Consider the following 17531-nt stretch of genomic DNA (forward strand, 5'->3'; position numbering starts at 1 on the left):
TGTATAATTAGTTATACTTATTTTACACCTGTAGTAAAAAAAGTGGTGCTTAATAATATATCTTTGCGCAATAAATAAAATAATAATTGCGCCGCTAAAAATTAATGCTTGTAAAATTTTCAGTTTTTTGAAACCGTAGGTTTTAAGATTACGTAAGTACTTCTGAAATCAAACAGCATTATAGAAAGGTATCATTCCCCCTAATGATACAAGCGCATGTTGTCTCAGCCTATGAATAAAAATTTACACTCTCCGTCTCGCTATTTGCGCATTTTTTTTGGTAAAAAAAATAATTTAAGGAAACAATCCATTTATTGTTTTGGAAGGTTGGTGCTTTTTTCGCTGTTACTTTTCCTTGCAAATTTCGGAACTGCACTTGCACAAACTTACCGAACACATTATATCGCTCCTGCCCCCTGGCAGTATTGGAGTAATGCTAATGAAATTATTATATCTACCAATACGACAGGTACCTCGGTTAAGGTAAAAAAGAGTGACGGTACACTGATTACTACTTTAACACCTACTCCAGGTACGCCCGTTGTATACAGGTTTACAGGAAGCCCTACTTCTCTTGCGCGTAATCCACTAAACACCGTGGTTAATGACCGTGGAATCATTTTCGAAGGCAACAATCCAATCGCAGTGAATGTTCGTAACGTAGCTTCTGATGCAATTGGTGGGGCAGGAGATGCTAATATCAAGGGTAATGCGGCTTTATTTAGTTTTGGAGACGCAGCTATAGGTACGTCTTTTCGAGTGGGTTATTATAGAGATTTGGATTTGGGTGGTCCTGCTGCAAACAGTACCTCCAGACCGGTTTATAGCATTATGGCTATAGAAAATAATACCACCGTTAAAATTAACGGTGTTGCAACTACCACATTAAATGCCGGACAAAGTTATCTTTTTCAGGCAACATTGGGAAGTCTGGTAGAATCATCAGGACCGGCGGTAATGAACTCTGGGGTCAATGTAGATGCACCTGGGGGGTGTGGAGATGGTGTATATAATCCTGTTCCACCGGTTTCCTCGCTGAGTAATGAGTACGTAGTTGTTAGGGGTGCAGGAAATGATATTGCCGAGCAAACCACAGTTGTAGCATCTGAAGCAAATACAACCGTTACAGTTTCGAATTTTAATGTTAACGGAACTTTGGCAAGTACCACTACTCATAATTTAATTGCTGCCGGAAGTTTTGTTACTTTCGCTAATGGTGTATCACCCAACCAGTATTCCGGTTCCCGTATTGTATCAAATAAAAATATTGTGGCTTATTCCGGAACAGCAAATAACTGTGAAGTTGATATGGCTACTTTGGCTCCAACAAGTGCTTGCGGTGGAGGGTTACGGGCGCAGACCTATAAGTTTAAAGGATATACAGGTAATGATCTGCCTTATTTTGGTTATATCATTACAAAAAGCGCTACAGATAAGGTTTACATTACAACAACAGGTAGTGCCACCGCTAATTATACGAATACTGATATAGAAACTATCCCAGGTGTTTCGGCAAGAAAACAGCTAGGGAGTTCCGGAAATTATTTAATTACATTCAGTGATACGAATGTAAGTTCGCCTGAATTTATTACCCTAAACAGTGCCTCGAGGATAACCATTGCCATAATTCAAACGGGTGGTGGTTTTTCCATGTCTAATTTTATATCGCCGTTTCCTGAAAAAGCATTAAAGCCTCTTTTCTCACAGGTAGATTGTGCATCGGCCACATTAACTGCTGATCCGCTGGGTAAAGCTCCTTTTCAGTGGTACTTAGGGGGCAATCCAATAGCTGGGGCAACAAATAATACATATACCGCTGTTCAATCCGGAACTTACACAATGACATCTACTTTAGATTGCGGTGTAAGTGCACAATCACTTCCTATTTCTGTTGCAATCTGTAATATCGATAGGTCTATTGTTAAAACGGTTGATAATGCTAATCCGGCTGTTGGTTCTACCGTAAAATTTACACTTACAGCGTCTAACTTGGGTGTTGGTGATGCGATTGGCGTTTCGGTTACAGATCAGTTGCTTTCAGGGTATACTTACTTGAGCAATACATCATCATCTGGTACTTTGTATAATAGTAGTACAGGATTATGGTCAATTGGAACTTTGGGGCCAAATGCTACAGCAACGCTTGTCATTTCGGCAAGGGTAAATGCTACGGGTAATTACAACAATACTGCCACAATTACCGGTACACAGAGCGATGCCAATACGGCCAACGATGTGAGTTCGGTAACAACCGTACCAATTACCACTATTAGTTTAACCTCTGCACCTTCAACTGATGCGCAGGTAAAGTGCTTAAATCCAAGCTCTGCAATTACGCCGATAACTTATTCTATTGGTGGGTCTGCTACCGGAGCAGTTGTTTCAGTGTTGCCTGCGGGTATAACAGGTACATATAATGGAACAAATAAGACATTTACTATTTCAGGTACGCCTACTGCTGCCACAAATGGACCCTTAGAATATACGGTTACCACAACTGGAGGATCTCCCAATGTTTCTGCGAAAGGAACCATTCAAATACTTGGGGTTGTTGCTACTCCTGTGTTTTCGGCTTCCAACGTTAATTTGCGCTGCCAGGGAGCTGGTACAAATACTTATGTTGCTACGGCTACTAATGCCACAACAATTACGTATTCCTTATCTCCTTCAACTGCCGGGGTAATTAATTCTACTACAGGAGAAGTAACCTGGTCTTCTTTATTTAGTGGTACGGCTACCGTTACTGCTTCAGCAACAAACGGATGTAATACTACAACTGCAGATTACACCGTTACAGTTACTTCGACCGGAACAATAAGCGGAACCTCTACCGTATGTTCTGGCTCAAACGGTACTTTAACCTTAAATAATGGACCGGGTACCGTAGTGCGTTGGGAGTTTTCGTTAGATAATAATACGTGGACACCTATTAACAATCAAACCACAAGCCTAACCTATACCAATATTTCTCAAACTACTTCCTACCGTGCAATTGTAAGTGGAGGAGCTTGTTTAAATGCTATTTCTGCACCTTTTACTGTTAATGTTACGCCTAAGCCAGTGGTTGCAGATCAAAATTATAATTTCTGTGGAAGCGGCAGTTTTGTTTTTGCCCCGGTTGATCAGGCATCAGGTACAACCTACACCTGGCCGGCTCCGGTTCTTACAGGTGGTACGATTACTGGTCAGTCGGCAAGCACTGGTAGCCCAAATTCGGTTACCCAAAATAATTTAACCAATACAGGTACAACAACAGCTACACTGGTGTATACGGTTACACCAACTTATTCAGGATGTTCTGGCAATACCTTTAAAATTACTGTTGTAATTACGCCAACTATTACGGCTACCGCTGCAAATCCAGCCCCTATATGTGCATCAGGAACATTTAGTGTAACGCCAACCAGCAACGTAAGCGGAACACAGTATACCTGGACGGCTGCCTTGATATCGGGAACAAATACTACCGGATTCAGCAACCAGAATGTTCCGGCATCTGCACCAATCAGTCAGACTTTAACCAATAATTCTGCAACAGGTGCTACAGTTCGTTATACAGTAACCCCAACCTTGAATGGTTGTTCTGGAAATACTTTTACTTTTGATGTATTTGTTCAAAGTGCAACGACAGCTGGATCAATAGGCACCAACCAAACCATTTGTACCGGTACTGTACCTGCACAATTAACTTCGGTATCTGCTGGTACAGGTAGCGGCAACATAACTTATCGTTGGGAAAGCTCAGCTAACGGATCAACATGGACAACTATAAGCGGACAGACAGGGCCTAGCTACCAGCCACCTGCTTTAACAACTACAACTTCTTACAGGAGAATTACGATTTCTACGGTTACTACTCCAGCTTCTACTTGCGAATCGGCACCTACAACGCCTGTTACCATAACGGTGAATGCATTGCCAACAACTGCCAATGCAGGTGCCGATCAAACACAATACAATTCCGGAACATTTACTTTACAGGGAAATGCGCCAACTTCAGGTACCGGCGTTTGGACAGTTATTAATGGATCGGCTACAATTACTACACCAACAGACCGAAATACTACGGTAACGATTGCAAAAAATACTTCTGCAACCTTACGTTGGACAATTACAAGTTCTCCTTGTGCATCGTCTGCCGATGATGTTGTAATTACTTATACTGAAAGTACCGACTTGCAAATTACAAAAACAGTAAATAAAACAAACCCTACAGTTGGCGAAAATGTAACTTTTACGATTACTGCAACCAATAATGGACCAAGTAATGCAACAGGCGTACAGGTAAATGATTTATTAAAATCAGGTTATACCTTTGTTAGTGCAACACCAGGAACCTACAATGCGACTACGGGTGTTTGGACTATTGGAGCGCTAAATAGCACATCTTCACAAACATTAAGTATAGTAGCTACGGTTAACGCCAATGCAACAGCAGCGAATTATGGTAACGATGCAAATATTACAGGAACAGAAACAGACCCAACACCTGCAAATAATTCGACCTCTATTACCAATATCGTTCCGGTTCCTTCAATTGATTTATCCTTAACTAAAACAGCATCGCCAAAACCAGCTGTTGCAGGTAATGCTTTAACCTATACCATTACTTTAACCAATAACGGCCCGAGTACCTTAAAATCAACAGATGTTGTAAAGATTACCGATAATCTTCCAGCCGGGTTTACTGCAAATACTTTTACAGCATCAACAGGCACTTTTACCAGCGCAAATGGGAACTGGACGGGCTTAACTTTAGCAACTGGCCAATCTGCAACTTTAACTATTGCAGGTACACTTGCTGCAACAGCAACTGGTACCATTAGTAACACGGCGAGTGTAACTGCACCAACCGGCACGGTTGATCCGAATCTGACTAATAACAGCCAAACAGATAATACAAGCATTAACAGACAGGTTGATTTAGTGCTTGCGAAAACGGCGTCACCAAAACCAGTTGTAGCTGGTGGGGCATTAACCTATACCATTACTTTAACGAATAACGGAAGCAGCGCACTACTTTCAACTGATGTTGTAAATGTAGTAGATAATCTTCCGGCAGGATTTACTGCAACAACTTTTACTGCTGCTACAGGTACCTATAACCAAACCAACGGAAATTGGACAGGTTTAACCTTAAGCAACGGTCAATCTACTACATTAACCATTACCGGAACCGTTGCGGCTAATGCAAGCGGGACTTTAAATAACTCGGCAACAGTTACTGCGCCGTCAGGAACAACCGATACCAATACTGGTAATAATACAGCAACAGATGCAACAACAATAAACCGTTCGATAGATTTTGCCATTGCAAAAACCTCAACACCAAACCCGGTAATTGCAGGCGAAGCCTTAACCTATACCATTACGCTTACCAATAACGGTACCAGCCAGTTATTAAACACCGATATTGTTAAAGTAGTAGATGTTTTACCTGCTGGTTTTACGGCAACTGGTTACAACACCTCATCAGGGGCCTATACCAGCACGAATGGAAACTGGACCGGTTTAACTTTAAGCAACGGACAATCGGCAACTCTAACCATAGCCGGAACAGTAGCTGCTGCCGCAACGGGAAGTTTAAGCAACACAGTAACGTTAACCCCTCCAACCGGTATAACCGATCCGAATACGACAAACAATACCGCTACCAATAATACCACTATAAATGCTAAGCCAGTACTTGCCATTACCAAAACAGGATCTTCAGGTTTAACAGCTGGTTCGGCAGTAACTTATACTTTAAGGATTGTAAACAACGGAAGCAGCAATGCTGTAAATGCAGATATTACTGATGCCGTACCTGCGGCCATACAAGGCGTAACCTGGACCAGTACTGCTGAAGGTACGGCTGCCGTTACTACAGGAGCATCAGGTAGCGGAAATACCATTAATTTAAAAGTTAATATTCCGGCAGGAAGTGCAAATGCCATAAATGTAACCATCCAGGGTACGGTAAATCCAGGTGCAACAGGTAGCATAACCAATACTGCAACCGTAACCCCGGCAGAACCACAGGGAACAGGAAGTACCTCAAGTGTAAATTCGAATATTACCAGTACATCAGGTGTAACGATCTCAAAAACTGCGGTATCATCAGCAACTGCTGGAAATACACTTACCTACCAGATCCAGCTTGCAAACAATGGCCCAAGTAATGCAACGGGTGTACAATTGGCTGATGTTGTTCCTGCATCTTTAACGAATGTAACCTATACAAGCCAGGTATTGGGTGCAGCTGTTGTAACTGCAGGTGCAACCGGTACCGGAAATAATATTAACCTTACCGGTAATATTCCGGCAGGGGCAGCCAATAAAATCATCATCAATGTTACGGGTACCATCAAACCAGATTTTGAAGGAACCATTACCAATACTGCTACAGCAACACCACAGGAAAGTGGAAGTACACCTGTAAATGCACAGGCCATAACTGCAGTAAGTAGAAACCCGGTATTTGCCATTACGAAGAATGGCCCAAGTACTGCCATTGCTGGTAATAATATTGTTTATTCGATAACCGTAAAAAACACAGGACCATCGAATAGCTTAAATACAGTAATTACAGATGTCATACCGGCATCGATAACGAATACCAGTTGGACAAGCGCTGTAACTGGCGGGGCGGCAACAATATCTGCCGGAGCTACTGGTACGGGTAACAACCTGAGTTTAACGGGAAGTTTCCAGACCAATAGTACCGTTCAAATTACTGTATCCGGAAAGATAGCGAGCAATGCATCGGGTAATATTACCAATACTGCAACAGTTACCCCAGCAGAAAGCGGTGTATCTCCAATTACCTCGAGTCCGGTTAACACTTCGTTAACGACTCAATCGGGTTTAACGGTATTAAAAAGTGCACCTTCTGCGCTCATCTCCGGAGCAAATATCAGCTATACCATAGAAATTGGAAATAACGGACCAAGTGATGCCATCAATGCAACTTTAAATGATGCCATTTCTGCCCAGGTTTTAAACCCGATTTGGACATCAACCGCTCAAGGGGCTGCGGTAATTAATGCTGGTGCAACAGGCAGTGGCAATAACTTGCAAACAGGGGTAACCATTCCGGCAGGTGCAGCAAATAAAGTAATTGTAACGGTTACCGGAAAGGTAAATCCGGCATTTAACGGTACTTTAAGCAATACAGCAACAGTAACCGCTACAGAGACAGGAAGTCCTTCTCCATCATCAACAACAAATACAACGGTTAATAGAACACCTACTGTAGCGATTACTAAAAATGGTCCTACTGCATTAACAGCAGGAGAGAACATTACTTACACGCTTGATGTATTTAATACCAGTACGGCCGATGCACAAAATCTAAGCATAGGCGACGTGGTTTCCAACCAGGTGAGTAATGTAACCTGGACGGCCACCGCCTCGGGTACTGCACAGGTATTAACGGGGGCAAGCGGAACGGGAAATACTGTGGCAATTACAGGTAACTTACCTGCCGGAAATGCAAACCACATTACCGTGACCATTACAGGTAAGGTAAGTGCAGCATTAAACGGTAGTTTAGCGAATACTGCAACTGCAACGCCATCAGAAAGCGGAACAACACCTGCAACATCAACTATTAACACTAATGTTAGTAAAATACCAGTTTTAGCTATACAGAAAAGTGGACCAGCATCTATTAATGCAGGCGAACAGATCAGCTATAACATTACCGTTACCAACCAAGGTACAGCAAATGCAAACGCATCTGTAATTACAGATGCCATTCCGGCAAGTATTTTTAACCCATCATGGACTACTGCAGTTTCTGGAACTGCTGTTGTTACGGCGGGTGCCTCGGGAAGTACAAATGCATTAAGTGTAACAGGTGATATCCCTGCAGGAGCAGCAAATAAAATTGTAATTACCGTAACTGGAACTGTAGATGCGGGTACTGCAGCCACAAGTATTGCAAATAGTGCTACAGTTACACCTGCAGAGAGTGGTGCTACAGCTAAAACATCCAATACGGTAACTACCTCGGTAGGTAAATTACCATCTATCAGCTTAACTAAAACCGGACCTGCAACAGCTAAGGCGGGCGAAACGGTTACTTACATCATAGAAGCGGTTAATAACGGCCCTTCAAATGCGAGCAATTTAAGTATTACCGATGCCATACCAACACAGTTAACGGGCGTAACCTGGACAGCGGTGGCAGCAGGAACATCGACCGTAAGTACAGCTTCTGGTACTGGAAACGTTAGTTTAACCAGCAACTTAAAGGTAGGTACTGCAAATAAAGTAACAATAACGGCAACAGGAACTATTTCTGCTGCTCAAAGTAACGTCACTATTACGAATCAGGCAGTGGCAACACCAACTGAAGCTGGTATAGCGCCTGTTAACTCAAATGCAGTAAACACAGCTATTTCTAATAAAAGCGGACTTTCTATAGTTAAAACGGGCCCTTCTTCAATAAATGCAGGAGAGAATGTAGCCTATACTTTAACTATTAAAAACTCGGGGCCAAGTAATGCGCTTGCAGCGGTAATTGCGGATAATATTCCAAGTGGCATTACTAATGTAAGTTGGTCGGCCACGAGTGCGGGGGCAGCAACTATAACATCTGGTGCTTCTGGTACGGGCAACAATTTAAGCGTTACCGCAAATATACCATCGGGCACTTCAAATATTATTAATATTAATATCACTGGTAAATTAAGTGCTGGTTTTACAGGTACTTCTATCAATAATACAGCAACTGTTACACCTTCTGAAGCGGGTAATCCACCGGTTAGTTCAAATACGCTTACCAGCACAGTTACTAAACAGGCTGATTTAAGGATAACAAAAGCTGGTCCGGCTACTGCCATTGCAGGTGAGCAAATTACTTATACGCTTACGGTAACCAATGCAGGACCAAGTGATGTAACTGCGGCACAAATTGTAGATAACTTTAGCGCTGATTTACTGAATCCAACCTGGACTGTTGCCACACAGGGAACGGCTACAGCAAGTGTGGCAAATGGAACCGGAAATATTAATATTACCGGAAACTTAAAGGCTTCCGATACTGATCAGATTATTATAACTGTAACAGGAACAATTAATCCATCATTTCTTGGAACGCTTTCTAATACGGCAACAGCTACTCCGCCTGCTGGTACGACAGATCCAAGTTTGGCCACAAGTACAATAAATACTTCGGTTACTAAAAAAGCCAATGTCAGGATTATAAAATCAGGCCCAGCGAATGTTGGGGCAGGCGAAACAATTCAGTATACTTTAAGGGTTTATAATAGTGGACCAAGTGCAGCAGTAAATACGGTTATTAAAGATAATATTCCTACAGAAATAATAAGCAATATAACCTGGACAGTTGCTACAAGCGGAGCTGCTAGCGCATCGGTTAGCAGTGGTACCGATCGAAATATTAATTTTGTAGCAACCATTCCTCCAACACTTACAGATTATATTGAAGTAACGATAAGGGGTAAAGTAGATCCGGCCATCTTTAATGGATCCAGCCTGATCAATACTGCTACAGCAACAGTTGCTAATGACACTACTGATCCTGATTTATCTGATAATACCTCTACCAAGATTACTACTGTAGATAATGACCCGGTATTCAGGGTTTCAAAATCCGGACCAGCAAATGCAAATATTGGTGATCCGATTTTCTACACCATTGTGGTGAACAACACAGGACCAGGAAACATTACAAATGCACTTATTGTAGATAATGTGCCGAGCGATATCCAGGTAACAAAATGGACTGCCACAACTACAACCGGAGCTACAATTACAGGAACGAATTCAGGTACTGCAAACTCAATTTCAACTTCTGGTAATATTAACAGCGGACCCGGAACAATAACCATTAATGTTGAAGGTGTTATCCTTCAAACTGCCAGATCTTCTTTTACCAATACCGTAAACGTAACTTCCGGAAACGTTAAAGAGAGTTCAGTAACAACAACTATCAATAAATCAACAGATATTGCGATCAGTAAAACAGGTCCTCAGACTGTTTCGGCGGGAGAAAATGTTTCCTATTCGATTAAAATAGTAAATAACGGGCCTGTTAACGTAGCGGGATTAACTGTTACTGATTTAGTGCCAGCTACACTTACCAATGTAAGCTGGGCAGCAACAACCAGTGGAACTGCAACAATTACAGGTAACACCAACGGAACAGGCAATTCTATTTCAATACTTGGAAATATCGATGCTGGCTCAGCAAATTATATAACTGTTGTAGTTAATGGAAAAATTCCTTCAAATAGTACAGCCACTTCGCTGTCTAATGTTGCCTCAGTTACGCTACCTGATGGTATTACAGATTTTAACACGGCAAATAATACAGCTACTGCAAATACAACAATATTAAATACACCAAGCCTCGTAGTCCAGAAAAGCGCTCCTGGCACTGCCGCTTCTGGAACACAGATTAATTATACCCTTACAGTTAGTAATAACGGGCCAAGTGATGCAACAGCAGTAAATATTGCTGATGTAATCCCAGCAGATATTACCAATGTAAGCTGGACAGCTGTAGCAAATGGTACAACTTCCATTACCTCAGGTGCAAGTGGCAGCGGAAACACCGTAGCAGTAGTTGGAAATATTCCTTTTGCTTCTGGCAACTCTATTACCATCAATGTTGTTGGAACTATAAATCCTGCTTTTGCTGGAAATATATTGAATACTGCATCGGCAAAAATTGGTACAGGTGGAACTCCGGTAAATTCGCCAACCGTTACCACAGTAGTGTCTAAACAGACCAATTTAAGTGTCATTAAATCAGGTCCAGCGTCTTTAAGTGCTGGTTTACCGATAAGCTATACCATAGAAGTAACCAATGCTGGCCCAAGCAATGCCAGTAGTACTGTGATAACTGATGCAATTCCTGCAGCTATACAAAATGTTACCTGGAGTACAACAGCTACCAATGGTGCAACTGTAAGTGCAGGGGCCACCGGAACCGGAAATGCATTGTCGGTAACCGGAAATATTTTAGCCGGTGGTAACTCCAAAATATTGATTACAATAAATGGAGTTGTGGCCTCTAATGCAACTGCAAATATTGTAAATAGTGCCACAGCTACTCCTGCGGAGCCAGGCAACCCGCCTGTGGTTTCTACACCGGTAACTACGGTACTACAAAAAACACCAGGTTTGGCGCTTTCTAAATCGGCACCAGGTACAGCATCAAGTGGGCAGCAGATTACCTACACTTTAAAATTAACCAATACAGGGCCATCTGATGCAGTAAATACTACTATTGCAGACGTGGTTCCTGCTGATATTAGCAATGTACAATGGACAGCTACGGCTAGCAATGGAGCGGTAGTTAATGGAACGGCTTCAGGCACAACCAATAATGTTTCAGCTTTGGTAAATGTTCCGGTAAATGGTGTAATCAACATTGTTATAACTGGTACCATTAATCCAACCTATGTTGGCACCCTTGTAAATAATGCTTCAGCAACTCCTTCAGAACCTGGTGTTACGGCTAAAACAGCCAGTGCTACAACTACGGTTTCGGCTATGGTTAGTCCGGTAATTACCAAAAGCGGCCCAACTACAGCTTTAGCTGGAGAGGAAATCAACTACCAGATCCGTGTTCGGAATAATGGTCCAAGTACTGCCTTAAATGCGGTAATTACAGATGCGGTTTCGAACAACTTAACCAATGTTCAATGGACAGCTACGGCTCAGGGTAATGCAATCATCAACTCAGGGAATTCAGGAAATACCAGTTCAATCAGTGTAAATGCCAACATCCCGGCAGGTACAAATGATGTGGTCATCATAAATATTAAAGGAACAATAGCCAGTTCATTCTCTGGTACGATTTCGAATTCTGCTACCATTACGCCATCGGAAGCTGGAAGTACACCGGTTACTTCTGCCGCAGTGGTAACCACAGTAAGCAGAAAACCAATATTAAAAATTAGTAAAGTTGGCCCTGCAACCTTAACAGCAGGTAATAACATTAATTACCTGATTAACGTAAGCAACGAAGGAACGGGTAATGCTGTAAATTTAAGTGTAACTGATGTTGTACCAGCTGCGATTACAAACGTTGCAATTACAGTAAGCAGTACGGGGAATGCTACTATTGCCAATAGCAGTATTACCGGAAATACCGTTTCGGTAACGGGCGATATTAACGCAGGTAATGGCAATGGTTTTACCATTTCGGTAAGTGGAAAAGTTCCGGCAAATTATACCGGCACATTGGCGAATACAGCAACAGCTACACCTTCAGAGGCGGGAGCTGCGGCGTCATCAGCTACTGCAAATACAGTGGTTAGCAGATTACCAGTACTCGAGATTATTAAAACCGGACCAGCTACTGTAAACGCAGGTGCTGCGATAGAATATATTATTACTGTACGAAATACCAGTACCAGCGATGCCCTGGCATCGGTAATTACAGATGCTGTACCGTCAGGAATCCAAAATGTAAGTTGGACGACAAGTGTTACCGGAGCTGCAACTGTATCTTCTGGCAGTACGGGAACAGGTAATTCGGTTTCATTAACGGCTAATATTCCTGCCGGATCAGGCAATACGGTAAGTATTTCTATAAAAGGTGTTATCCCTTCAGGTGCAACAGGAAGTTTAACCAATGCGGCGGTAGCTACACCTGTTGAAGCAGGAACCAGTGTCGCAACGTCGGCAACGGTAACAACCACAATCCAAACCAGTACCGACCTCTATGTAACCAACACGGTTGCTAATGCTTTCTTAAAAGTTGGCCAAAGTGCAGTATTTACCATAACTGCAGGTAACAATGGTCCAAGTGATGCAACAGGAGTAAGCGTTGCAGATTTATTACCGGCAGGATATCAGTTTGTATCTGCTTCGGCAACACAAGGAACCTATAATCAATCTACAGGTGTATGGACTGTTGGTAATTTAAACAGTGGCGCAAATAGTGTGCTAACCATTACTGCAACAATAAAATTAGGAACCGATTATAACACAACCGCCACTATTTCTGGGGCGCAAAATGACCCTGTTACTAGTAACAACAAAGCATCTGCCGGAATAACCGCTGTAAATAGCGATCCGGTTTTAGTTGCCGATACTAAATCAACCAACGAGGATGTAACATTAACCGTTAGTGCTGCAAATGGCGTATTGAGCAATGATAGTGATATCGACAATAATACCTTAACCATAACTAAATACAGCATTGCTGGAGTCGATTATGCGCCGGGTTCTTCAAACCTGATTACGGGGGTTGGTACCATTACGCTTAATGCAGATGGAAGTTATGTGTTTGTACCTGTAGCCAATTATAATGGTATAGTTCCAGCTATTACCTATACGGTAAGTGATGGAAATGGGGGGGCGGCAAACAGTACTTTAACCATCACTGTGAATCCAATAAATGATGCACCTTCATTTGTGAAAGGCGCTGATCAGCTCGTAAATGCAAACGCTGGTGCGCAAACAGTAAGCAGCTGGGCTACAGCTATTTCGGCTGGTCCGGCTGATGAAGTTGCAAGCCAAACGGTAAATTTTGTGGTGAGTAATAACAGCAACACGTCGTTTACAGTACAACCTGCTATTGATGCCTCAGGAAAGCTAACTTACACACCTTCAGGAAACTTTGCAGGCAAGGTGACTGTAACTGTAGTATTAAATGACAATGGAGGTACAGCAAATGGAGGCGTAGACCAAAGTGCAGCACAAACTTTTATCATTTCTATTAAGCCTGTAGGTTTAACAGATAACGTAAATACTTTGGTTAATACCCCTGTAACTACCGATGTTAAAGCCAATGATGGGGCAACCGCTAGTAATACAACTGTATTAGCAGGAAATGGCGCTCACGGTACAACCACTGTTGATGCAACCGGAAAAGTTACCTATACACCAAATGCAGGTTATACCGGAACAGATAGTTATACCTATACCTTAACAACAGCTGATGGAGTAGTAAGTGATCCGATTACGGTTAATGTGAATATCTATCCAACGGTGGTATTATCAGGACCGACATCAGTTAACGAAAATGCAGGTGTAGTTAATTATACCGTTACCCTTACTGGAACAGCCGGAACAACCCTGGCATCGCCAGTAACTGTGATCACGGGAATAACGCCAAATACCGCAAATGCTGCTGATTACAACTTTAACAGTTCAACTATTACCTTCCCGGCAGGATCGGTTGTTGGAACAGCAAGTGGTACCATCACTTTCCCTGTGACCATAGTTGATGATAATATTCTGGAGAATACAGAAGATTATACGGTTTCTATCGGATCGATTACTGGCCCGGCATCTTTAGGTAATGCCAGTGTAAGCACATCTATTATTGATAACGATAATGCTTCTGTTGCCATCAATGATATTTCAGTTGCAGAAGATATAACCGGTGGTTTAGCTACTTTCACGGTAACCTTAACAGGAGCGGTGCAAAACAGCTTCACCGTTAATTTTGCTACTGCCAATGGTACAGCTGTTCAACCTGGTGATTATACTGCAACCAGTGGAACCATTACCTTCCCGGCAGGGTCGGTAAGTGGTGCTACGCAAACTTTTACCGTTCCGATAATAGACGATAATATTGCTGAAACAACCGAAACCTTTACGGCCACACTTTCAGGAATAACAGGGCTGGTGACCATTTCTACGGCAACAGGAACAGCCACTATCACTGATAACGATGTTGCTACTGTTAGTATTTCTGCAAGGCCAGCCAGTTATGATGAAGCCGCTGGTAATGCAACATTTACTGTTACATTAAGTACAGCGGTGCAAAATGCATTTACAGTTGATTATACTACCGTAGATGGTACAGCAAAAGCTGGATCGGACTATACGGCTAAAAATGGAACATTAACTTTCCCTGCAGGTTCTGCAGCAGGTTCAACTTTAACCTTTACAGTTCCGATTATTAACGATAATGTAGTAGAGCCAACTGAAACCTTTTCTGCAACCTTAAGTAATGTAACAGGCAATTTGGTAACCATCGCTACCGGAACAGCCACAGCAACCATTACCGATAACGATACTTCGGTAGCCAGCATCACCGCCGGTATACCGGGTAATGAAAACGGTCCTGTTAACGGAAGCTTTACAGTAACCTTAAGCAACCCTTCATCAACTGATACGCAGCTTACCTATACTTTGGGCGGAACGGCAACAGAGGGCAGTGATTATAGTACTATTGTGACCAAGACCATTACCATCCCTGCAGGTCAGACCACCGGAACGATCACCATTCCTGTATTGACCGACAATATTGTTGAAGGCACTGAAACGGTTGTGGCAACACTGGTTTCTTCTAACAATCCGTTGGTAAGCGTAAACAATACCCCTGCAACGATCAACATTACGGATAATACCACTGCCACGGTAACCGTTGCGGCCACTAAAGATGGTGCAGAACCGGGCACAGCTGGTGAGTTCACCTTTAGCTTAAGCAATGTATCTACAAGCGATACGCAGATTACCTATTCGGTAAGCGGAACAGCTACCAGCGGATCGGATTATACATCGATCGGTACTACGGTTACGATCCCTGCCGGGCAGACCACCGTAAGGGTATCCGTACCTGTACTGGATGATAATATTGCTGAAGGCACGGAAACGGTGATTTTAACGATGGCTGCTGCAACCAGCAATCCATCAATTACGGCAAGTACAGTACCGGCTACGGTCAACATTACCGATAACGATACTTCGGTAGCCAGCATTACCGCCGGTACACCGGGCAGTGAGAACGGTCCTGTTAACGGAACCTTTACGGTAACGTTGAGCAACCCTTCATCACAGCCTACCACCATTACCTATACTTTGGGCGGAACGGCCACCGAGGGCAGCGATTACTCGGCCATTGTGACCAAGACCATTACCATCCCTGCAGGTCAGACCACCGGAACGATCACCATCCCGGTATTAACTGATAATATTGTTGAAGGTACCGAAACGGTTATTGCTACTTTAACCAATTCTGGTAATCCGTTGGTAAGCGTAAGTAATACCCCTGCAACGATCAACATTACGGATAATACCACCGCAACGGTAACCGTTGCTGCCACTAAAGATGGTGCAGAACCAGGTACAGCTGGTGAGTTCACCTTTACCTTAAGCAATGTATCTACTACCGATACCCAGATTACCTATAGTGTTGGAGGTACCGCTACCAGCGGATCGGATTATACATCGATCGGTACAACGGTAACTATCCCTGCAGGGCAGACTTCTGTAAGGGTAAGTGTACCAGTACTGGATGATAACATTGCTGAAGGCACAGAAACGGTGATCTTAACGATGGCTGCTGCAACCAGCAATCCATCAATTACGGCAAGTACAGTACCTGCAACGGTTAATATTACTGATAACGATACTTCGGTAGCCAGCATCACCGCCGGTACACCGGGCAGTGAGAATGGTCCTGTTAACGGAACCTTTACGGTGACGTTGAGCAATCCATCCTCACAGCCTACCACCATTACCTATACTTTGGGCGGAACGGCAACAGAAGGAAGCGATTATAGTACTATTGTGACCAGGACCATTACCATCCCGGCGGGTCAGACCACCGGAACGATTACCATCCCGGTATTGACGGACAATATTGTTGAAGGTACCGAAACGGTTGTGGCTACCCTTGTTTCTTCTAACAGTCCATTGGTAACCATTACAACAGTACCTGCCGATAAAACTGCAACGATCAACATCCTTGACAATACCACTGCCACGGTAACCGTTGCGGCCACTAAAGATGGTGCAGAACCGGGCACAGCTGGCGAGTTCACCTTTACCTTAAGTAATGTATCTACTACTGATACGCAGATTACCTATTCGGTAAGCGGAACAGCTACCAGCGGATCGGATTATACCTCGATCGGTACCACGGTGACCATCCCTGCCGGACAGACTTCTGTAAGGGTAAGTGTACCTGTACTGGATGATAATATTGCTGAAGGCACAGAAACGGTGATCCTGACGATGACTGCTGCAACCAGCAATCCATCGATTACGACAAGTACGGTACCGGCTACGGTCAACATTACCGATAACGATACTTCGGTAGCCAGCATTGCCGCCGGTACACCGGGCAGTGAGAACGGTCCTGTTAACGGAACCTTTACGGTAACGTTGAGCAACCCTTCATCACAGCCTACCACCATTACCTATACTTTGGGCGGAACGGCAACAGAGGGCAGTGATTATAGTACTATTGCGACCAAAACCATTACCATCCCTGCAGGTCAGACTACCGGAACGATCACTATTCCGGTATTGACGGACAATATTGTTGAAGGTACCGAAACGGTTATTGCAACTTTAACTGGTTCTGGCAATCCATTGGTAAGCGTAAGTAATACCCCTGCAAGCATCAACATCCTTGACAATACCACCGCAACGGTAACCGTTGCGGCCACTAAAGATGGTGCAGAACCGGGCACAGCTGGTGAGTTCACCTTTACCTTAAGCAATGCATCTACGACAGATACCCAGATTACCTATAGTGTTGGAGGTACCGCTACCAGCGGATCGGATTATACATCGATCGGTACAACGGTAACCATCCCTGCCGGGCA

1 protein-coding gene is annotated in these 17531 nt (G+C 43.3%); it reads left to right on the forward strand.

The genetic code is table 11. The features are described from left to right. Positions 1–231 precede the first annotated feature (231 nt). A partial coding sequence (locus tag HDC90_RS05730) for an S-layer family protein (RefSeq protein ID WP_184464748.1) occupies positions 232–17531 on the forward strand: 17300 nt, incomplete at its 3' end.

It is taken from the genome of Pedobacter sp. AK013, from assembly GCF_014205835.1.
Taxonomy (GTDB): domain Bacteria; phylum Bacteroidota; class Bacteroidia; order Sphingobacteriales; family Sphingobacteriaceae; genus Pedobacter.